Raw genomic sequence first — 22,122 nt, forward strand, 5'->3', positions numbered from 1 at the left:
AAACAGTTAAACTCAAACAGTTAAACTCAAAAGAACCAAAGATTTACAGACCAATGATCCACAGACCTAAGATCCGTATTTCCGTTGTTTTCTATCCAGGGCCCATTTTAATTTTTTTAGCTTTATAAACTCAGTCACAAAAATCCGGCATGAAGAGTTTCGGAAAACGTTGAGTAAAATAGATGCGAGGGGTGCGATTCGAACGCACGAATTCCTACGAAAATGGGTCCTAAGCCCATCGCCTTTGACCTAGCTGGGCAACCCTCGCACTAATGTTTGATTTAATTATCTCCTTTAATGTGTTAATCAATATAAAATCGGAAAAAGAGCAGTTAAGATTTCCTTGTTAAAGAATTATTTAATGCGCCGACCGGGATTTGAACCCGGGTTTTGGGCTTGGAAGGCCCAAGTCATAGCCGCTAGACCATCAACGCAAACTGCAACACATCTAGAGGTATTTGTTATATATATTCTTTTCGCTGCCCGAGTTCCATTTCGGGAGGATGGATCTCTTTTCGCTATGCTTCGCTCAAGAGGGCTGAATTATAATGAAGATGATTAACCGAGTCGATCTGGTTGAACTATTCTAATTTTGTTTCGCTCGAGTTTTCCCTTTTGGAAGAACGAAATCCTTTTTGAAATGGCTCGCCCGCAAGCCTTTCTAAAAAAGACTTGACCGAAAACGACGTGATCGATGTGATTAACCGGCTCAACTGTTGTGCTCAAGGGGTTGAACTTTAATTATGATACTGAGCTAGGTGGACTGATTTAGGGATAATAGAAATTTCTTTTTCTATTCACTGGAGGGGGTGATTTTGGATAAACAACGTAACTTTCTATCCACTCTAGCGGAGTTGCTTCAAAAAATACATTTTTTTCATGCTTCTTCGGTTAAGTGAAGAATCGTGATAATTGCGTCAACTTTCTCAATATTTACCGAATAGTCTCATAAATTATGAGCTGAAACAGGGTATCGATTTTATGTAAATGTGCCTAAATATAAGGCCGGCTTCTAATGCAAAATCGATAGCTTTCAGGCAAGAAAATTCCTTAACCGATGTCCAATGACATTTCCTTTACTTATCTTCTTCACTATATTTTTAGTGGTACCTTCCGTTGAAGAATCTCTAATACGCTTCTCTGCACATGTATTTTTTGTGATACAGCAACTGGACAGTTAAAAGTACAGGTGTTCGTTTGAAATTGTCAGGTAGGGTTAAAACTGGATATGAATATATAATCTACCATTAATGGGTGTAAAAATTTTCCATTTATGCCGTTGATCAGTTATATATCTTAATTTTATATGGTTAGTCTTATCTTATTGTCAACCTTTGATTTTCGAAGAAAGTATTTTTCTAACACATATATTTAAGAGTATATTGTAAAAAATATACTCTCAATAATGATATTTTATTACTCTGTTTAAACCAGATTTTTTTGTTAAACTCCCTATTTTTTATTAATTTTTTAATAAAAATATCCTCTTTCTGTTCCTATCTCTCAAAATATTATTATTTGAAATTCTAAGTGATGTAATTTCTTGAGTGTGGTAATAATTTTATCCTGATAATGCACTAACAAATACTATTTCTTTATACTGTAATAAGTAAATCTCTAATATTCCTGACTTCTTGTCCTCTTAATATCTTATTTTCTTGATCTCTTATTTTAATCTCTTATCTTCTTAGTCTCTTCCTGTTTTCTATCGGGGTATCTCTATGATATAGAATAAGTGCCTCTTCTATAGGCCTGAATATAAATTTCAAAAGAGACTTTTACTTTCTGAAACTTTTACTTTCTATGCGATCTGGTTCCAGGGCTTGACCTGTAAGTTGTTCTATTCTGGAATATGGCTTACTTTGAGTTTTTGTTCCTCAGTTCTTTATCTCCAAGTTTTTTATTTCCAAGTTTTTTATTTCCAAGTTTTTTATTCCTGAGTTCCTTATTCCTAAGTTCCTTATTCAGGATTTTCTGTTAAGCTGTTTTGTATAAATTGCATATCCTTTTGTATAACTGACAAAATATTCAGAGCTTAACAAAAAGTTAATGTAATGATCGTGTTATACGGAGTTTAAACGAACACAAAAGATAATACTGCTCGCACTTTTTCATACTGCTGGTCTGTTCTGGCGTGTGCGCTCTGGAGTGTTCTATTATACAGCTGCACGATATCGAGTCTTCAGATAGTCGTTTTGTGATAGCTAGGTCATATCTGATCTCTCAGCTCATATCGGGCAAAAGGTGAAATTCCATAAATAATTATAAAATCCCAGAAAATAATGGTAAATTCTAGAGGATTATTCAATATAGAAATCTTGAGATGACCCCCAATATGACAGTTTTTGAACTAAGGGACGAAAATAATGAGAACCTGAAGGTTCATCTAGAATATATAGGCAGCTCTCCTTCTCCCGCTTGCTGAAGGAAAAAATAAGTATTATACGAAACGGTGTTTATAAAACTGTGTTTCTGAACTTAAGTTTAAGGCGAATAAGATCGTTACCGGATGCCCGTCCAAGTACACGGAGTAATATTGATGAATATTGAAGAGTGGGAAGAATACAGATATGTCGAATCAGGAATAAATAGCTTCATTGATCAAATGGACGAATCCAGCTTAAAAAAAATGGCAGAACATGTCTGTAATACCGGAGGAAAGCGAATTAGACCAATCATCCTCCTTCTCTCCAGTGAGATCTGTTCAGGTTCGTACCAACAGAGCCTCAATGCAGCTCTTGCTATTGAATTGATGCACTCGGCTTCCCTCATCCATGATGACCTGCTGGATCAGGGGCTTGTTAGAAGAAATCTGCCTTCAGCCCCTGAAAAATTTGGCCCTTCTAGGGCTCTTCTTTGTGGCGATTACCTGATTGCAAAATGCTTTGAGTTTATTTCTCCATATGGGGAGAAAGTAGTCCGAGACTTCGGAAAAGCCGGGATGGATATGGCTGAAGGAGAAGTTCTTGATCTGAGACTCGATAAGGACAATTTCGGAGAAAATAACTATTTCGAATGCATTTACAAGAAAACGGCCTCTTTATTTGCCATTAGCGCTTCCATAGGGGCATACACTGGAGGTGCTGATGAAGTTCTGGCCGAGCGTTTTAATTTCTTTGGAAATTGCCTGGGAACTGCATACCAGATTGTTGACGACATTCTTGAGTTTCTTGAAGTGGTCGAAGGCAAGGAATCGAAATTCACATCTGAAACTCTGCCGCATGTTTACATGAAGAATATGTCAAAGGAAGAAGCAATAGAAAAATCTACAGATGCTGTAAAGCTGCGTGTTAATGCCGCAAAAGATGCCCTGTTGACATTTAATGAATGTCCGGCAAGGGAAAAACTCTTTCAGATTACTGATTATATAACTGTTGATATGCTTGAGATTATTTAATCGCTCAGCTTTTCCTGAAAATGAACTGCGACACTGTCAAATTTCCGGTATGTAATATGGAAAAATAATATTATTTAATTTATTTAATCTAATAAGTTTTCTAACTTAATAAGTCTTCCAACTTTTGCCAACAACTTTACCAGGTGTATCCATGCGAGTATATGATAGTCCGGTACTTAAGGTAAATGCCAGTACAGAAAACGAAAAAATTGTGCTTGATACAGAAGGTCCTCTTTCCCAGCTTGCAAAACCTTTCCTCAAACGCGTAAACAACATTTTTGCGGAAGAAAAACCCATTTCAGTGGATGAAAACGAGATAATTTTCTCTACATGGATCCCACCTATTCCGGGGCCTGTTTTCAGTCGGGTGATAGGTGCTGAGATCGCAGCTATCCGGAAAAAAAGGGTCCCTGATCAGTTTTCAATAGGAATTACGGCTCGTTGTCCTAACCGCTGTATCCACTGTGGAGCAGCTGGTATCAAGCCAGAAAAAGAACTTACCCTGGATGAAATTTCCGGAGCTATAGACCAGAGCCTGGATCTTGGGTCTTATCTTATTTCTTTCGATGGCGGGGAGACCATGCTTCGGGATGATCTTGTAGAGATGGTAGCTAGAGTAGATAAATCCAGGGCAATTGCTACCTGTCTCACCTCAGGTTTCAAGCTTTCCGAAGAAAGGGCAAAGGAGCTTAAAGCCGCAGGGTTATATGCCTCAAGAATTAGTCTGGACAGCCCAGTTGAAGCCGAACATGACCGCATTAGGGGCCGAGAAGGTGCATATAGAGATTCAATTGCCGGAATCAAAAATTCAATAGCTGCCGGGATCCTTACTGATATGTTTGTGGTTGTTTCCCCTCACAATATCGATGACCTTGAAGAATTTTACAACCTTGCATTTAACCTTGGAATGCATGAGCTTTCTATCTATGAAATTATTGCCGTCGGGCGCTGGCTTGAACATGAGGATGAAGTAATAGGGGAAAAAGATGTCTCAAGGCTTGAGAAATTCCAGAAAAAAATGAACTCTAAACCTGAAGGTCCCAGAGTCACCGCGTTCCCGTATTTTTTGGGGCCGAGTCTTTTTGGGTGTTTTGCAGGAAGACGATGGATGCATGTCGCTTCGGATGGGGAAGTAATGCCGTGTGCCTACACTCCTCTATCTTTTGGAAATATCTGTGAAGAACCTCTGGAAGCTATCTGGAAGCGTATGGGTAAGCACAAAGCTTACAAAAAAGATAATGCCGTATATTGCATGATGCGCAACCCCGATTTCCGGAAGGAATATATTCATACAATACCTCAGGGCGCAAAGATTCCTTACAGAGTTAAATAATATTTTTTATGTTATTTTTTAATTTTGTTTTTTTAATTGTCTATAAGGAAAATAAAAAATCTCAGAGGTTTTTTCTTAAAATACTCCTCTTTTATTTGAGAATATTCTGACCTTCTAATTTAAATTTTGAATACTGATTTCTGCATACCAGATCCATATGTCTTCGGAACCCTGATAGGAGTCTATTTTAAAAAGTTAGCTTTTGAATGGTTTGATTTTCTCGAAACTGAACTTATTTATAAAAAATCTCTTACAGTTTTGGTCAAATAAAGCAACGTATATTTTTTGCTTAAAAAAGCCTTCAAAAGTTTTTATTTAGGAAAAAAGATGCTAAAATTCCTTATATAAATTGATTCATTTATAATTTTTTATCTGATTTTAATATAGTTTTGAATATATTCTCCAGATTTTACTTAACTTATTCAGGTTACTCTTCACATTTTATTTTCGGCACTTTCTTTGATATTTTTCGGTACTTAATTATATTTCACTGTCAGTGTTCAATTATTTTTTACTGTTATATTTAATCTTTTTCATTTTAACCGGATATTTTGCTATTTATATTTTTAATTTTCTTAAAAATTTCTTATACATTGAATATATAATGATTTTTCATTATAGTTCTCCCACTCTTCTTTGATAAAACCGAAGCTGTTATATAGTTCTTTCGCGAAGGATTTGTTAACTACCTCCATTGGAGTAGGGATTTTTAATTATTAATTTATATATTAAATTTTGAGAGACGGAGATTCACATGGCTAAAAATGAAATCTTATCTGAAATAAAAAAAGCAGAGGAAAGCGCTAAATCAGTGGTTGATGAAGCCATTGAAGCGAAAAACAGGCGTATCTCCGAAGCTCGGGCTGAAGCCAGGGAAATCCTGAAGCAGGCCGAAATCGATGCACATAAAGCTGCACAAGACTCTTTTAAAGAGGGTGAAAAAAAGATCCTGGAGGAAAGAGATAAGATCATAACCGATGGTGAAAAAAACGCATTAGCCATGTCCCAAAAAGCTCAAGCTAACATCGACAAATCCGTCAATTACCTTGTACAGGAGTTTGAGAGGGCGGTCCTTAATGAGTAGACCTAAACAGATGACAAGGGCCGTTATTGTCGGGCACAAAAGCATTCTAAAAGAAACCATCGATGCACTACATGATACAAATCTTTTTCACGTCGAAGACTTTGTTGAAGACGAGTCTGGTTTTAAGATCAGCAAGCCATTCAAAAACGCAGAAGAAGTCTCTAAAAAGCTTGTGAAGATCCGATCTATCGCCAATTATTTGGGGATTGAAAGCAAAAAACCGGTAGTTCAGAAATCTGACGCTGTTCTGCGTGAACTTGACTCTAAGTTAAATGAACTGGACAGGACAATTTCAGCTAAAACGGAATCAATTTCTCAGCTTGAAAATGAATTAAAAGACATGGATTCTCAGAAAAGGGAAGTCCTGCCTTATCTGTCCATCGATCTTGACTTCGATTATTTCCGTGGCTACGAAAGCCTCAAGGTTTTCGCAGGCACTTTAAAAAATAACCTGGAAGCAAGTCAGATTTCTAGTATCACCCAAGCTTACGAACTGTACTTTGATCCTCAATCAAAAGCAGTTGTACTGTTTGTAGCTAATAATGATGCCGACAAAGTTTACGAATTACTTCAGGGTCTTGGATTCAAAGAGCTTAGAGTTCCGGAAAGAGGTGGTGTTCCAAGCGAACTTTTAAGATCCATTGAACAGAAAGAAGCCGACGTCACCAGAAGGATCGAATCCTTAAAGGGTGAGATCGAGTCCTTGAAAACAAAGTACGCCGATTTTATCCTTGCAAGCGACGAAGTCCTGAGTATCGAGAGTCAGAAAGCAGAGCTGCCTCTTAGAATAGCTACATCTGAAAATGCATTCATAATTGATGGATGGACCCCCACCGAAAGTTATGACAGGCTTGTCAGTGTAGTTAACAACGCCACTAACGGCAAGGCATACATTACCAGCCTCGAAGTTCGCGAGGAGGAAGAAGAAGATGCCCCCGTCGAGTATAATAACTCAAAATCAGTGGCACCGATGCAGCAGATTATGGATCTGTATTCAAGACCTAAATATTTTGAAATTGATCCATCTTCAGCGATTTTCATTACCTTCCCGCTGATCTATGGAATGATTCTCGGAGACATCGGATATGCACTGATATTGGGATCAATTGCACTGGCTATTAAAAAGGCAATAAAGTCAGATGCAGTATCTGATATGATGAATATTCTTATTTATTGTCAGATTTGGACGATTTTCTTTGGACTTATTTATGGTGAGTTTCTGGGATTCCCTCTGGCGAGTACGCATGAAGAACAAGGTTTACTCCCGTTCTGGCATACAGTAACCCTGTTCCATTCAATTGGAGGAGAGGAATTTACTTTCCCAATTCACAGGGCTCACATGGTAATGAGTATGATTGTACTAAGCGTCGTCGTCGGACTGATTCACTTAAATCTCGGGTACCTGTTCGGATTTTCAAATATTGCAAGGGAACACGGGATGAAACACGCTCTTCTTGAAAAAGGCAGTTGGATGATTATTGAGCTTGGTGTACTTATTGCAGCTGTTGGTTATTTTGGCGGTTCAGCATTGATGTATGTCGGTGCTGTTGTTCTTGTTCTTGGAATTGTGATGCTCGCCATGGGTGAGGGTATCGCTGGTATAGTCGAACTGCCATCTCTTATGGGTAACGCTCTTTCGTATGCCCGTATTATTGCAGTCGGTTTATCTTCGATTTATATCGCAAGTACAGTCAATGACATCGCTTTTGGAATGGTCTGGCCTGATCATTCTAAGATCGGTTTCGCGGCAATAGCTGCAATTATCGTATTTATACTCGGACACGCTCTTAACACCGTTCTGAGTATCATCGCTCCCGGACTACATGCACTCAGGTTGCAGTACGTAGAATTCTTTGGAAAATTCTATGAAGGCGGGGGCAGAAAATTCAACCCATTCGGATATATAAGAAAATACACGGAGGAATAAAAACATGGTAGATGGAGCAACAGCAAACTTATTTCTGGACGCAGCAGGAGCAAAAGCAATCGGTGCATCAATTGCAATCGCATTAACCGGGATTGCGTCCGCAATAGCTGAAAAAGATATCGGTACAGCAGCAATCGGCGCAATGGCAGAAAACGAAGGATTATTTGGTAAGGGCCTGATCCTTACTGTCATTCCAGAAACCATTGTTATCTTCGGTCTCGTCGTCGCACTGCTTATCAATTCTGCTTAAATTTAAGAGCCTTACTCTTAAATTTCTTAGAGCATTGCTTTAGGCTTGCCTGGGCTTTTTTCCTTGCCAGGCAGGCCTGGAGCTATATGATGCTCTAAGTTTTCTTAGGTATCGTTGCACTCTAAGCAGCTTAGAGTTTTTGCTCTAGGCTTTAGAGCACTTTTTTGCTCTAAATTTATTTGGAGGTGTAAGCATGGGACTAGAGATTGTTGTAAAAGACATCCAAGAGGGTGCAAGTGCTGAGGTTTCCCGTATAAAAGCCGAAGGCGATGCAAAGGCCTCCGAGATCATAAATGAAGCTAAGGAAGTACAGAAAAAGACGCTCGGAGACAGCCTTGCCAAGGCAGAAGAGGACCTCCAAAATCTGCACCAGCAGGTCATATCAAGTGCAAATCTGGAAGTGAAAAGAATTACGCTTAATAAGCGTAAGGATCTTCTAGACAAAGTTTATGTCCAGACAGTTGAAAAAATTAAGTCAATGCCGGCATCCAAAAAAGAAGAGCTGTTGAAAAATATTCTCAGCAAGTACGAAGCTAGCGGTGCTAGAGTTTACTCTTCTAAAGATTCTGAAGATATTGTCAAGAAGTTAACTTCTCTATCTTACGCTGGTAATCTTGATGCTATTGGTGGAATTGTTCTGGAAAACGAGGATGGGACGGTCAGGTTAGATTTCACATATGATTCAATCCTGAAAAACGTGTATGAGCGTTCATTGAAGCAGATATCTGATCTATTATACGGGTGATGTTCGATGCGGCTTTTGGAGAAACTCTGGGGGCAAAAACCCTCACGAAAATCCGATAAGAAGAAAAATGGCACTTCTAACTATCCCTATGCCGTAACCCGTGTCCGAGCTATGAAGAGCAAGCTGCTCCCTAAAGAATCATACCCCCGGCTTCTTAACATGGGAATTGATGGGATTACCCGCTTTATCCAAGAGTCTGAATACAAAAACGACGTTAACGAACTGGCAATGAAATATAGTGGTGGCGATCTGGCAGAACACGCATTGAACAGAAATCTTGCGCTCACATATGATAAGTTGGTAAGAATTACCGGAGGAGAATTGAATTACCTGGTTGTTGCATACCTCAAAAGATACGACATCTGGAACATAAAAACACTTCTTCGTGGTAAAATCTACAATGCATCTGCTGAAGATATCATGGAATCACTGATTGCTGCCGGGGAGTTTACCTATACTTCTATGTCAGAACTTGCAGCCAAGGCTACATATAAAGAAATAATTGAAGCCCTGAAATATTCTGAGTACTACCCCCTGCTGCAGAAGTTTGACGGAACTAACCTGGCATACATAGAGAATGAACTTGACAAAATGTATTACACAGGCTTGTTTGGAGCAATAGGAAAACCAAGATCTAAGGACCGCAAGCTCTTTCTTAAAGTTGTCAGATTAGAAGTAGACGTCAAGAACTTAATAAATCTTTTCAGACTGAAAAAAGCAGGAGTTATGCAGCTTGATGAAATCATGCCTCTCATGATTGAAGGCGGTCTTGAGTTAAAACCCGAGAAACTGGCGACTCTCCCATATGACGAGTTTGTCAATGAGCTTCAAAGAACTCAGTACTGGGACGTAATTTCAGGCGTTACGAGTTCAGATATGACTTCTTTGACTACTCTTGAAAGCAGGCTCACAAGATATTATCTTGAATCTTCAACCGTTCTCTCGCATGTATCCCCGATCTCAGTTGCACCTATTCTGGATTATATCATTCATAAACATAATGAGGCTACTAATCTCAGGATCATCTTCAGGGGTAAGGAGACTGGCCTCAGTGATGAGTTAATCAAAGACCAGTTGGTGGTTATATAATGGAATTAGCGGTGATCGGTAAGAGCGAATTTGTTACAGGATTCAGACTGGCTGGTGTCAGGAAGGTTTATGAAACCGCAGATATCGCAGCCACTGAGTCCGTTGTAAAATCGGTGCTTGAAGACAAAAGTGTCGGGATTCTTGTAATGCATAATGATGACATTGGTAATCTGCCGGAAATGCTAAGGAAAAACTTGAATGAGTCTGTCCAGCCTACAGTAGTAGCCCTTGGAGGCAGTGGATCAGGCTCGAATTTAAGAGATAAGATAAAACAAGCGGTAGGTGTTGATCTGTGGAAGTAAAAGGTGAAATTTATCGTGTGTCTGGGCCTGTCGTCACCGTTACCGGCTTGCAGGCAAAAATGTATGACCTGGTCAAAGTCGGTGATGAAGGTCTTATGGGTGAAGTCATCCAGATATTAGGGCCCAAGACCATCATCCAGGTATACGAAGAGACCGCAGGTATCAAGCCAGGGGAACCCTGTTATTCTACAGGTTCGTCTCTGTCCGTGGAACTTGGTCCGGGTCTTCTTTCAAGTATTTATGATGGGGTTCAGAGACCACTGCATGTCCTGCTCGAAAGGACGGGCGGTTTCATTGGCAGAGGTGTCACTGCAGATGGGCTTGACCACAAGAAACTCTGGGAGTTCAAACCCGTTGCCAAGAAAGGCGATTCCGTAAAAGGCGGAGATGTAATTGGTGTTGTACAGGAAACCGTGAATATTGAACATAAGATCATGGTGCCTCCTGATATCTCAGGTACAATTTCCGACATAAAGAGCGGAAACTTTACGGTAGTAGACACAATCTGTACTCTGACTGATGGGACCGAATTGCAGATGATGCAAAAATGGCCTGTCAGGAGACCCAGACCTGTTAGGACAAAACTTACTCCAACCAGGCCTCTTGTTACAGGAATGAGAATCCTTGATGGGCTTTTCCCTGTGGCAAAAGGTGGGACGGCTGCAATTCCCGGACCTTTCGGATCGGGAAAGACTGTTACTCAGCAGTCTCTTGCAAAGTGGAGTGACACCGAAATTGTGGTCTACATCGGTTGTGGTGAACGCGGAAACGAAATGGCAGACGTTCTGAGCGAATTCCCTGAACTTGAAGACCCGCAGACAGGGCGCCCACTGATGGAGCGTACTGTTCTTATCGCTAACACTTCAAACATGCCTGTGGCCGCAAGAGAAGCATCTGTGTACACAGGGATCACCATTGCAGAATATTTCCGTGACATGGGATTAGACGTGTCCCTTATGGCAGACTCCACCTCAAGGTGGGCAGAAGCCATGAGAGAAATCTCCTCCCGTCTGGAAGAAATGCCTGGTGAAGAAGGTTATCCAGCGTACCTATCTGCAAGGCTGGCCGAATTCTACGAGCGTGCCGGGGTTGCGGAGAGTCTTTGCGGTGAGACAGGTTCCATTACTGTTATTGGAGCAGTATCTCCACCTGGTGGTGACTTCTCAGAGCCTGTTACACAGAATACCCTGCGTATCGTAAAAGTGTTCTGGGCTCTCGATGCCAAACTCTCTCAGAGGCGTCACTTCCCGGCCATCAACTGGCTGAACAGTTACAGTCTGTACAAGGACAGTCTTAATGACTGGTTTGCAGATAACGTGGCTCCTGATTATGTGCCTTTGAGGGAAAGGGCAATGGAAATGCTCCAGACAGAATCTGAACTGCAGGAAATCGTACAGCTTGTAGGTTCCGATGCTCTGCCAGATGACCAGCAGCTTCTGCTTGAAATCACCCGTATGCTCAGGGAAATTTTCCTGCAGCAGAATGCATTCCACCCAGTAGATGCCTACAGCCCGTTCGCTCAGCAGTACAGGATCCTTAAGGCAATCATGAAATGGGGAGACGCTGCAATGGAAGCCTTGAAATCAGGTGTTCCTGTTCCTGAAATTCTCAAACTTGAATCCAAAAATGTGCTTGCTAAGGTCAAGTATGAGGAGAAGTTTGATGAGTCTATGAACGCTGTCCTGACACAGATGGATAAAGAGTTTGCATCCCTGAGAGGTAGGTAAATATGGTAAAAGAGTATAAGACAATCACTCAGATTGCAGGACCGCTTGTCTTTGTTGAGAAAACAGAGCCTGTAGGCTATAAAGAAATTGTCACTATCAACATGCCTGACGGGACCACCCGCAGAGGCGAGGTGCTGGACTCATCTTCAGACATAGTGGTTATCCAGATTTTTGAAGGTACTACTGGTCTGGACAAGGAGTGTGGTGTAGTCTTTACAGGGGAAACCCTGAAGCTCCCTGCATCCATTGACCTTCTCGGAAGGATCCTTTCAGGTTCAGGAGAACCACTTGACGGTGGACCCAGGATTGTGCCTGACCAGCTTCTGGACATCAACGGAGCTGCAATGAACCCATATGCCAGGCTGCCTCCAAAGGATTTCATCCAGACAGGTATCTCCACAATAGACGGAACAAACACCCTTGTCCGTGGACAGAAACTGCCTATTTTCTCAGCTTCAGGTCTTCCACACAACGAGATTGCTTTGCAGATCGCAAGGCAGGCTGCGGTGCCGGGATCTGAATCTGCTTTCGCAGTAGTTTTTGCAGCAATGGGTATTACCAATGAAGAAGCCCAGTACTTCATGAGCGACTTCGAAAAGACCGGGGCTCTTGAAAGGGCTGTTGTGTTCCTCAATCTTGCAGATGACCCGGCTGTCGAACGTATAGTCACTCCGCGTATGGCTTTGACTGCAGCTGAATATCTGGCATACGAACACGGCATGCACGTACTTGTCATTCTGACCGATATTACCAACTATGCAGAAGCTCTTCGTCAGATGGGTGCCGCCCGTAACGAAATTCCTGGTCGCCGTGGGTATCCTGGTTACATGTACACTGACCTTGCAACTCTCTATGAGCGCGCAGGTATTGTTAAGGGTGCAAAGGGATCAGTTACTCAGATTCCAATTCTCTCGATGCCTGGTGACGATATTACCCACCCGATTCCTGACCTGTCCGGGTATATTACCGAAGGGCAGATTGTGGTTTCAAGAGAACTGCACAGGAAAGGTATCTACCCGCCAATTAATGTGCTGCCATCCCTGTCAAGGCTGATGAACTCCGGTATCGGAGCAGACAAGACAAGGGAAGATCACAAGGCGGTTTCTGACCAGATGTATGCAGGTTATGCAGAAGGGCGTGACCTGAGAGGTCTCGTGGCTATCGTCGGTAAAGAAGCTCTGTCTGAGAGAGACGTCAAGTTCCTTGAGTTTGCTGACCTTTTTGAGGACCAGTTTGTCCGTCAGGGCAGAAACGAAAACAGGACAATTGCAGACACTCTGGACATTGGATGGAAGATCCTTGCACACCTGCCTGAAAACCAGCTGGGTAGGATTGACAACAAATACATCCAGAAATACCATCCTGCACACAGAAAGGGTCAGTGATTACCATGGCTCAAGACGTAAAACCAACTCGGTCGGAGCTGATTGAGCTCAAGAAGAAAATCAAGCTCTCTGAAAGTGGGCACAAGCTCCTTAAGATGAAGAGAGATGGTCTTATTCTTGAGTTCTTTAAGATTCTTAACGAGGCAAGGAACGTCAGAACCGAACTGGACGCTGCCTATCTAAACGCTGCAGAAAAAATCAATCTTGCCTCTGCTGTAAATGGAATGGTTACAGTCAAGTCAACTGCCTTTACAGCAAAGGAATCTCCCGAAATTCAGCTTTCAGGACACAACATTATGGGTGTTGTGGTGCCACAAATCAGCTCTACAGGTGTCCACAAATCTCTTGTTGAGAGAGGTTACGGTATTGTTGGGACAAATTCGTATATTGATGAGTCCGCAGATGCCTATGAGATCCTGGTAGAAAAGATTATCACGGCAGCAGAGCTGGAAACAACGATGAAAAGGCTTCTTGATGAAATCGAGAAGACTAAGAGGCGTGTAAACGCTCTTGAATTCAAAGTTATTCCGGACCTCATTGCAACCATGAAGTACATTCGTTTTACCCTCGAAGAGATGGAAAGAGAAGGTACTTCCAGGCTGAAGAGAGTCAAGGAGAGAATGAAATAATCAAGCTTGATTTGAAATGGCTGCGTGTGACGATCAACCAAATTTGGTTGAAAGAGCAGTATTTAAGTTAGGTGAACCCAAAAACCAGGCCCGCCTTTTGCAGGTGGCCTGGAGGATTTCCCTTTTGATGATGATTTTGGGTTTCATCATTATGATACGAACAATTTCTCCGTATATGTGACCTGAATTCGGGATAATTCTGATCCTTAATTCAGCCACAGATTTTTGCTTCTATCTGGATTTATTTCATTTCAGTGTATAATTTTTATTCTTGTCTTAAAAAAATGTTATCACTTACCCTGGTCTTACCGGATTGAAATCTGTACTTTTCTTGCTTACAATCTGTACTTTTCTTGCTTACAATCTGTATATTTGAAATTTGAATCTAATTTACGATGCTGCCAGGTACTTTTATTATTTAGAAAGCTATTTTAACGACAAACAGTAATCTCTACTTTATATGCAAAACGAAGCAAGGCTTCTTCATATTACCGGTACTGTTCAGGGGGTAGGTTTTCGCCCTTTTATATCTCAGCTTGCAAAAGTCCATGGGCTTTTCGGATACGTGAAAAATCTTGGAAACTACGTGGAAATCCTTGTAGAGGGAAATAAGGAAAGCCTTGATAATTTCATTAAAGAAATCCCTGAAAAGAAACCTCCTCTGGCTAAAGTTAAAGAAATCAAAACAAAAAATACCCCCTTTTTTGGGTATTCGAAGTTTATTATCGTGCCCAGCGAATCCGGAGTTTTTGAAAATTCCATAATTCCTCCTGATACGGCTATTTGCGAACAGTGCAGGTCTGAGATTTTTGATCCTTCTTCCAGGTATTTTCATTATCCTTTTACGGTCTGCACAAATTGCGGGCCCAGATATACAACCGTCCGAACCCTTCCTTATGACCGGGAAAATACCACTATGGCAGATTTTCCTCTTTGCCCGGAATGTGAAACCGAATATACCGATCCTCTCAACCGAAGATATCATGCCCAGCCTGTCTGCTGCCCAAAGTGCGGGCCAGAAATCTGGCTCTCGGACTCCGAAGGAAATGTCCTGGTAAAAGGTTATGAAGCAATTATACATGCTTCTGATCTCCTTCAACAGGGCTCAATTCTTGCTATAAAAGGATTTGGGGGTTTTCATATAGCCTGCGATGCGCGAAAGGAGATGCCTGTAAATGAGCTTCGAAGACGGTTAAGGCGTCCAGAACAACCTTTTGCAGTCATGGCAAAAAATGCCGAAGTTGCGGAAACCTTTGCAGAACTTGAAGGTGTGGGAAGGGAATATTTAACTTCTTACCGCCGGCCTATTACCGTGCTTCCCAGCTCAAGGGAATCCGGCCTGGCAGAATCGGTTACTTCTGGCCTTCACAATATAGGGGTTATGCTTCCCTATACAGGTACACAGAATCTACTTTTTGATCGCGTACCTGATGCGGTATATGTTATGACCTCGGCAAATCTTCCAGGAAGGCCCATGGTTGTTGAGAATAAAGAGGCGCTTGAGAAACTTAAAGGGATTGTCGATTATTACCTGCTGCACAACAGGGTTATTGCAAACCGGAACGATGATACGGTTATAAGGGTTGTGAATGGAAAGGCTGCCTTTATTCGTCGTTCCCGCGGTTTTGTACCTGAACCCGTAGAGCTGCCTTTCGAAGTTAAAGCTTCTATAGGCGTTGGGGCTGAAATGAATTCTACGGTTACTGTGGCAAAAGGAAAGCTTGCCTATGTTTCTCAGTATATAGGAAATACCAGTCATGTAGAAACCTTCAGATACCATTCCGAGGTTGTCAGGCATCTAATCCAACTTACCGGAATCGAGCCCCTCTACTGGGGTTGTGACTTGCACCCTGCATTTAACACAACACGTTTTGCGCTAAAGATGGGAGGGGAGGATACTCTTCAGGTTCAACATCATCAAGCTCACATGTTAGCGCTTATGGCTGATAACTCTCTCCCACTGGATTCCCGAATTCTCGGAATTGCCCTTGATGGAGTGGGATATGGCACTGACGGTACAGTCTGGGGAGGGGAACTCTTTGAATCTTCTTACTTTGGATACGAACGTATTGGGCACTTATTCCCTCAGCCGATGCCAGGTGGCGACCTTGCCTCGCGGATACCTTCAAGAATGGTTTTGGGAATTCTTTTTGAGAAACTTGGGAGAGCAGAATTGGAAAAACTTCCCCTTTCTTTTCCGAAAGGAGCTATGGAGTTTTCAACTGTGATGAAACAGCTTGAAACCGGGGTAAATGTTATCCGAAGCAGCAGTACAGGACGGGTACTGGATGCTGCGGCTGCCCTGCTTGGAATCTGCGAGATTAGAACTTATGAAGGAGAGCCGGCAATGAAACTCGAATCTGCCGCAACGAAGAGTACCCATTCAGTAGATCTTCCTATCATTTTCACGAATGATAACGACTCCGGAGTTCCTCTACTTGACACCACTGAGCTTCTCCTGGGGGCATATGAGCTTTCCGGAAAGTATCCCCCTGTTGATCTTGCTTTTGCGGTTGAGGAAAGCTTTGCAACGGGAATTTCAGAACTTGCCATTTCTCTTGCCGCAAAAAGGGGGCTTGAAAAGATAGGCCTTAGCGGAGGAGTTGCTTATAACAATCACATCACTTCGTGCATTGCAAGAACTGTTACAGAAGCGGGTTTTGAATTCCTGGTTCATCGCCAGGTTCCCTGTGGAGACGGATGTATTTCATTTGGGCAAGCTCTTGCGGCAGGGTTGAGCACAAAACCTGAGAATAAGTTTTAAAAACTTTTCTGTCCGTCTGGTCTGCGATTTCTTAGTAAATATCTTTATAGTTGTTCTTAAATGTTTAAATTTAGTACCTTTTCGGTATTCCTCAACCCATTTATCTCTTTTTCGGAAAACTTGAACATTTATGATACTATTGTACTGAAATTTGATTAGAAAGACTAAAATACAAAATTAAATAAATGATACATACTTAGTAGAAAAGGGAGCATAAATGGGGCTAGGTAGTGTACGCATCAGAGTTGTAACAAGCAGGGATGAGATTTCCGGCCTGGAAGCAGAAGAGAAAGCAGTACATCTTGCTTTTAGACCTTCGGATCGAGATCTTTTTAGTCTGGTCAAGACGTGTCCTGAAATCGAATTACTCCAGCTTCCCGCATCTTCCTATGAAGGACTCTCTAAATTTATCAAGATGTACCTCGCTTCTTCAGGTATTCATCTGGTAAAGGGGGATGTAAGCGGGCACTGGCATGATCTTAACAATTACTTTGTAATACCCGCTTACGTAATTGAAAAAATAAACGAACTGAATGTCCAGGGAAGAACCGAAGAAGAAATAATATGCGAGATTACACATATAAGAAAAATTAGCCCTGATATGATTCTTCACTTACTTCACAGCTCTTTTCTGACATCAGGCCCGGAGCGGCCGCGAATGAGCAAAGTATAAATAGTAAATTTCTGGCTTTCTTCAGGTGGGTTTACAGGCGCTTCCACCATTTTTTTGAGGCTTTCTTTTCTTCGATTTGCCTTAGTCCCTCGGATGCCAGTTTTTGCTGCATTTTATATTTCCGATTTTCCTCACTAACCCTTGAAAAAGCTTCCTCTTTACTTGCGAGGGTCCCTTTTAACTGTTTTATAAACTCTTCTTTTTCTCGAAGCTGAACTGCCAGTTTTTCTTCTTCTTCAAAGGCTGAAAGTTGTTTTTCAAGTTTTTTTACATTTTCTTCGGCTGTAGTAAGCATAGTTTCCATAGTGTTTATTTTTTTTTCTTTCAAGGTGAGCTTCTCTTCAATTTTTTTCATCTCCCCTGCCCTTGTAATAACCTCTTCAGCCAGGGTCTTAAGATCTTTATCTTTCATGGAAATACTTTCCTCAAGCCCTTCTATCTCTTTTTCTTTTGCTGAAAGTTCCTCTTTAAGGGTCTTTATGTTTTCCACTTTCTCCCTGAGTTCCTCTTTAACACTCTCAATCTCGTCTTCTTTTTCTATGATTTTGGACTCAAGGCATTTTGCTTCTTCACTTTTTTCCGTAAACTTTTCCTGAAGGGCTTGTAGTTCTGTATTTTTCTCAAGGAGAAGTTTTTCATGTGCTCCAAGTTCTGTTTTCATCCTGCCTATTTCTTTTTCCCTGCCTGCAGTCTGTTGGTTAAGTTCTTTTATTTTCTGGATTTTTTCTTCAAGCTCAGCTTCCAGTTTTCTCATTTCTGTTGGCTTGTTGTCAGGATGGATATAAACAGAGTCCACTGTAGAGCCTTCTTTCTTCTCTTCAACGGTAAATGCCTGAGAAGTTTCTTTTTTGCTTTCAGAAGTATGCACCTCTTTTTCCTCGGAAAGGAGTCCGATCTGTCCTCGGGTGTTTTTACAAATTTCAGCCCAGGCAAGAATGGAAGTTACAGGGGTAACTCTCTTAAGTACGGGATCGCCTATCTTGCAGCCGTAAACTTTACTGGCAATATAACCTTCCAGGGTATCAAGGCCAAGATTTGGATCTCCCAACCTCGAGTTTGTTGCGTTTCCTTTCTTTACCTTCCCGCCATTTTCCTTTATACAATTGACAGCTTCGGTAAAGATTTCCCAGGGAAGAAATGGTTCTTTTTTCAGGTTGTCAACATAGACTCCATCCATTTCGGATCGGGCTTCAAAAAATTTTTTCCCGCTCATCAGCGGAATCTTTGACGGATTTCCTTTCTTATCAAATTGACTCTTTATTTTTGAGATAACAGGATCTTCCATGCATGAGCCTCTTCAAGATGATATTGAAGGTATATTAAGCATGACATTTTATAAAAGTTGTGTGATTTTTGATATCTCTTAAGGCTAACACTGTCTTTTTGGAAAGAACAGGCTTGGCTTTCTTCAGAACAAAATTCCTTTTGGTCAGGGGACAGTTCTGACGACATATGGAAAGTATATAATTTCTGGGGTCATGATATCGAGTTTTTAAACCTTTCCAAACTGTTGGAAAGATTTATATCAGTTAAAATACAATCTATATCTATTATCTTATTAAGATAATATGCAAAGATATATGCCTTGCATTACAATCAAACACTTGCTGTCGGGGAGAAATTTCGTTTACGACAAATTTATGCCTTTCGATAACAGGTGCATGTCTATGTTCTTGGCTGGTCGGTTAGCAATAGTGCGAAAACGGATTAACAGTCTTTCGAACAGCAGGAACATCTGAGACTATTACCCCCACTTTACAGTCAATGACATCGCCTTCGGAATGGTCTGGTCTGATCATTCTAAGATTGGTTTTGCGGCAATGGCTGCAATTCTCGTATTTATACTCGGACACGCTCTTAACACCGTTCTGGGTATTATGGCTCCCGGACTGCATGCACTCAGGTTTCAATATGTAGAATTGGATAATTCTATGAAAGAGGGTGCAGAAAATTCAACCCATTCGGATATATAAGAAAATAAACGGAGGAATAAAAACTTGGTAGATGGTGCAACAGCAAATCTATTCCTGGACGCAGCAGGAGCAAAAGCAGTCGGTGCATCAATTGCAATCGCATTAACCGGGATTGCGTCCGCAATAGCTGAAAAAGATATCGGTACAGCAGCAATTGGTGCAATGGCAGAAAACGAAGGATTATTCGGTAAGGGCTTGATCCTTACTGTCATTCCAGAAACCATTGTTATCTTCGGTCTTGTCGTCGCACTGCTTATCAATTCTGCTTAAGTTTGATAAGGACTAGATGATGTCTTTGTGTGTTTACCGTGCCTGCAACTCTATGATATTTTTTAGAACATCACGGTTTTGCACATGGAAGAACTCAATGATTGTAAGTAGTCTTCAGGGGGCGAATCTAGCGAAATTCAGAGTAAAGTCTTGGTATGTGGACATGGTCTTTATGCATATCATGTTTGTGGTAATCTTTTATGTCATTTACACATACATAGTGCCGACCATAGTCCCCGTTTGATTGGTAAAACATCCCAGTTTATAGTATGTCGAGGAGTAAAAGAATTTTAGGAGCAAGAATGAAATTGTAGATAATATAGGAAAACCAGAGTTCTTGATTGGAACAAAATTCTATAAATCTCCTAAAAATTCTATCATTCTGGGAAATTAAAAAGCATTCTGCTTTAAAAAGTAAGGAAACACCTTAAAACCCTTGTTCAAAAACACAGGTTTGAGGAGGTGACTGACTTGGAAGAAGTGATAAACGCTCATATGGAACAGAATAAAAAGATAAGTGAAGGAATAAAATCTCAGATCGAACCCACTCATAAAAATAGGGGATTTGACAGTCCTGAAGACAATTCTCAAGGGAGAGGAATCAGGTCCAGGGCCTATTATCTGGATGTTATTTTCGTTCAGATTATACTCTTACTGTTGCTATATGGGGTCTCTGTAGTGGTGGTCCATACACTGGTCTGAATGCCTTATTCCAATTTTGAAGTAAATTTAATTTCTCTTCGGTGGAGTGATTTTTCTTCTGCCGAACACTTTATATATTTTATGTATGTTCTTCCTTTTTTACTATATTGGGAGCGTTTCTTTTTGTTTTTCTTTAATTGCTAAATCACTGCTTATTTTTATAGGAAGAAGCGTGAAACTTCTATCTTTAGCTTAGGGGCAGTTCACGTCAATCAGAATACCAATAAATAGAGGTCACCGGTACAATATTACAAAGGCGAATATGTTTTTACCAGTTAGTTTTTAAATTTTGATCAACAACTTTTGGATTTTTATAATAATGTTTTCACGCCTTTATAGTTAATAATGTTACTGATTTTTGTATTTAGTAAATGAGTAAAGAAGTATGTAACTATGCTGAAACTTTAATTCTTTTAGAAACTCTTCTGAAAATTAAAAATAAAACAGCCCATCAATAACCCATCAATAACCCATCAATAACCCATCAATAAATTAGAAACTCTTTTAATTTTTCTTAATATCTGTAAATTTATCGTCTTATCTTTTAATGTCTTAATTCTTAAAATTGCCCTGACTTGATGAAAACGGAATTATTTCAAACAAAATTCTGGATTTTTTATGAATTTTGTTCTTGACGCGGCTGCAAAATCTCTCAAATATTTCTTTAAGTTTTTCTATAAACACTGTTATACATACTGATTTTTATTATTTAGATGGGGGTCTCGTAAAAATACCTGAAAAAACGTAAATCTAAATTCTTTTTAAATGATTTCGTTAATTATAGAAAAATATTTAATGAAGAATTTTTTACTATCAGGTGAAAAAATAAATAAATCTGGAGGTTGAACTTTGAAAATAAGGGTTGTGAGTTCAAGAGAAGAAATCTTTACACTGAATCCAAATGAGAGAATAGTGCATCTGGCTTTTAGGCCTTCAAACAAGGATATTTTTTCACTGGTTGAGAACTGTCCGAAGATTGAAGTTATACAGCTTCCTAAATCTTACAGACGTACAGTCTCGAAATCCATAGAAATGTTCCTTGAAATGCAGCGTATCCAGCTTATCGAAGGCGATGTCTGGGGCCACAGAAAGGACATAAATGAGTATTATCGTATTCCTTCATCAATAATCGAAGAAATAAGAGAGCTGAAGACTGAGGGTAAATCTACTGAAGCCATTGAGGAAAAGGTTTCAAGAGAAAGCAAACTTAATCCTGAAATGGTCGCTTACATCCTTAGAAAGGATGTAGCAGCCTGAGAGGCTTAAGCAGTAGCTTTGACTTCTCTTCATTTTTCTTTCTTTTTTATATTTTATTTACTATTGTTTTAAGATTCATCTTCTTTTTATAAGCTCATTATTTCTTTGAAATCTGCTCTTTTTAAAATTTGAGTCTCTTATAATTATAATCTTCTTTATTTTTTTACTTCCTTATCGTTTTAAATTTTATTATTTTATAACGTTTAATACTTACAAAATTTTATTTTCTTTTTATTTGTTATACTCTTCTATTTTCTCTAACAGTGCTTTCGAATCTTTTGTAGACATTGATTGTATAAACTAAAAAATGATAAAATATAGCTTCAAATTTTCAGTTAAGGAATTGGTCCATAGTTTTATTATCCAAAATAATGATTCTTGGCAACAAATTCCTTGATATTATATTTGAATCATTCCTAATTTAAATTAAATGAAAAAAGCGTAATCTTCTGATGAATCAGCAGGGTTCTCGTTGATGTTTCAGGTTAATGCAAGTAGTTCCAGAGCCGAGATGAACTAAATTTCTTCTGGTTGGTAAAAATAAAAATTCGTATCATCTTCAAATTGTATGGATAAAAGTAAATTTCATGATATTTGCTGAATATTTAAAAATTT

At 40.2% G+C, this 22,122-nt stretch carries 17 protein-coding genes, 2 tRNA genes and 1 pseudogene; 17 read left to right on the forward strand and 3 right to left on the reverse strand.

Annotation, left to right across the window (positions count from 1 at the left end; translation table 11 throughout):
* Window positions 1-183: 183 nt before the first annotated feature.
* Together MSBRW_RS03240 and MSBRW_RS03245 are read right to left on the reverse strand one after the other, a co-directional pair.
* Window positions 184-268: transfer RNA gene (locus tag MSBRW_RS03240), tRNA-Leu, on the reverse strand.
* Window positions 269-362: 94 nt separating this feature from the next.
* Window positions 363-434 (reverse strand) — tRNA-Gly (locus MSBRW_RS03245).
* A 2,075-nt stretch (window positions 435-2,509) separates the two neighbouring features.
* On the opposite strand from MSBRW_RS03245, the gene MSBRW_RS03250 reads away from it, so the two are divergent.
* From MSBRW_RS03250 to MSBRW_RS03310, 13 genes are all read left to right on the forward strand, one after another.
* A complete protein-coding gene (locus tag MSBRW_RS03250; protein ID WP_048102420.1) occupies window positions 2,510-3,397 on the forward strand; it encodes a geranylfarnesyl diphosphate synthase in 888 nt (295 codons plus the stop codon).
* A gap of 151 nt (window positions 3,398-3,548) precedes the next feature.
* Window positions 3,549-4,730: a radical SAM/SPASM domain-containing protein gene (locus MSBRW_RS03255; protein ID WP_011305429.1), complete on the forward strand. Its 1,182-nt coding sequence runs from the start codon at window positions 3,549-3,551 to the stop codon at window positions 4,728-4,730.
* A gap of 754 nt (window positions 4,731-5,484) precedes the next feature.
* Complete coding sequence (gene ahaH, locus MSBRW_RS03260) at window positions 5,485-5,814, forward strand: ATP synthase archaeal subunit H (RefSeq protein WP_011305428.1); 330 nt, start codon at window positions 5,485-5,487, stop codon at window positions 5,812-5,814.
* Entirely contained in the window at window positions 5,807-7,741 is a 1,935-nt protein-coding gene (locus tag MSBRW_RS03265) for a V-type ATP synthase subunit I (RefSeq protein WP_011305427.1), read from the forward strand. The genes ahaH and MSBRW_RS03265 overlap by 8 nt, the downstream gene beginning before the upstream one ends.
* A gap of 4 nt (window positions 7,742-7,745) precedes the next feature.
* Window positions 7,746-7,991, forward strand: coding sequence for a hypothetical protein (locus MSBRW_RS03270; protein WP_011305426.1), 246 nt, complete (start codon window positions 7,746-7,748; stop codon window positions 7,989-7,991).
* 193 nt (window positions 7,992-8,184) lie between these two features.
* Window positions 8,185-8,736 carry a V-type ATP synthase subunit E gene (locus MSBRW_RS03275; protein ID WP_011305425.1) on the forward strand — a complete coding sequence of 184 codons (552 nt, stop codon included), beginning with the start codon at window positions 8,185-8,187 and terminating at the stop codon, window positions 8,734-8,736.
* A gap of 6 nt (window positions 8,737-8,742) precedes the next feature.
* A complete protein-coding gene (locus MSBRW_RS03280) occupies window positions 8,743-9,825 on the forward strand; it encodes a V-type ATP synthase subunit C (protein WP_011305424.1) in 1,083 nt (360 codons plus the stop codon).
* Complete coding sequence (locus MSBRW_RS03285) at window positions 9,825-10,127, forward strand: V-type ATP synthase subunit F (RefSeq protein ID WP_011305423.1); 303 nt, start codon at window positions 9,825-9,827, stop codon at window positions 10,125-10,127. Before MSBRW_RS03280 ends, MSBRW_RS03285 begins: the two co-directional genes overlap by 1 nt.
* Complete coding sequence (locus MSBRW_RS03290; protein WP_011305422.1) at window positions 10,118-11,854, forward strand: ATP synthase subunit A; 1,737 nt, start codon at window positions 10,118-10,120, stop codon at window positions 11,852-11,854. The genes MSBRW_RS03285 and MSBRW_RS03290 overlap by 10 nt, the downstream gene beginning before the upstream one ends.
* A 2-nt stretch (window positions 11,855-11,856) precedes the next feature.
* A complete protein-coding gene (locus MSBRW_RS03295) occupies window positions 11,857-13,239 on the forward strand; it encodes an ATP synthase subunit B (RefSeq protein ID WP_011305421.1) in 1,383 nt (460 codons plus the stop codon).
* A gap of 5 nt (window positions 13,240-13,244) precedes the next feature.
* Window positions 13,245-13,868 (forward strand): V-type ATP synthase subunit D, encoded by a 624-nt coding sequence (locus tag MSBRW_RS03300; RefSeq protein WP_011305420.1) that lies wholly within the window; start codon window positions 13,245-13,247, stop codon window positions 13,866-13,868.
* 460 nt (window positions 13,869-14,328) lie between these two features.
* Window positions 14,329-16,632 carry a carbamoyltransferase HypF gene (gene hypF, locus MSBRW_RS03305; RefSeq protein ID WP_011305418.1) on the forward strand — a complete coding sequence of 768 codons (2,304 nt, stop codon included), beginning with the start codon at window positions 14,329-14,331 and terminating at the stop codon, window positions 16,630-16,632.
* Window positions 16,633-16,849: 217 nt separating this feature from the next.
* A complete protein-coding gene (locus tag MSBRW_RS03310) occupies window positions 16,850-17,305 on the forward strand; it encodes a DUF1699 family protein (RefSeq protein ID WP_011305417.1) in 456 nt (151 codons plus the stop codon).
* A gap of 31 nt (window positions 17,306-17,336) precedes the next feature.
* Here MSBRW_RS03310 and MSBRW_RS03315 read toward each other — a convergent pair whose 3' ends face one another.
* Window positions 17,337-18,590: a hypothetical protein gene (locus MSBRW_RS03315; RefSeq protein ID WP_011305416.1), complete on the reverse strand. Its 1,254-nt coding sequence runs from the start codon at window positions 18,588-18,590 to the stop codon at window positions 17,337-17,339.
* Between the two features lie 472 nt (window positions 18,591-19,062).
* Here MSBRW_RS03315 and MSBRW_RS03320 point away from each other — a divergent pair.
* The 4 genes and pseudogenes from MSBRW_RS03320 to MSBRW_RS03335 all read left to right on the forward strand — a co-directional run.
* Window positions 19,063-19,286, forward strand: a pseudogene (locus MSBRW_RS03320) (V-type ATP synthase subunit I); the annotation flags it as partial.
* A 16-nt stretch (window positions 19,287-19,302) separates the two neighbouring features.
* Entirely contained in the window at window positions 19,303-19,548 is a 246-nt protein-coding gene (locus MSBRW_RS03325; protein WP_011305415.1) for a hypothetical protein, read from the forward strand.
* Between the two features lie 471 nt (window positions 19,549-20,019).
* Window positions 20,020-20,250 carry a hypothetical protein gene (locus MSBRW_RS03330; RefSeq protein ID WP_048102409.1) on the forward strand — a complete coding sequence of 77 codons (231 nt, stop codon included), beginning with the start codon at window positions 20,020-20,022 and terminating at the stop codon, window positions 20,248-20,250.
* Window positions 20,251-21,099: 849 nt separating this feature from the next.
* The gene (locus tag MSBRW_RS03335; RefSeq protein WP_011305413.1) at window positions 21,100-21,507 is read left to right on the forward strand and encodes a DUF1699 family protein; all 408 of its coding nucleotides are present in this window, start codon (window positions 21,100-21,102) and stop codon (window positions 21,505-21,507) included.
* Window positions 21,508-22,122 lie beyond the last annotated feature (615 nt).

The organism is Methanosarcina barkeri str. Wiesmoor, assembly GCF_000969985.1.
Lineage (GTDB): Archaea > Halobacteriota > Methanosarcinia > Methanosarcinales > Methanosarcinaceae > Methanosarcina > Methanosarcina barkeri_B.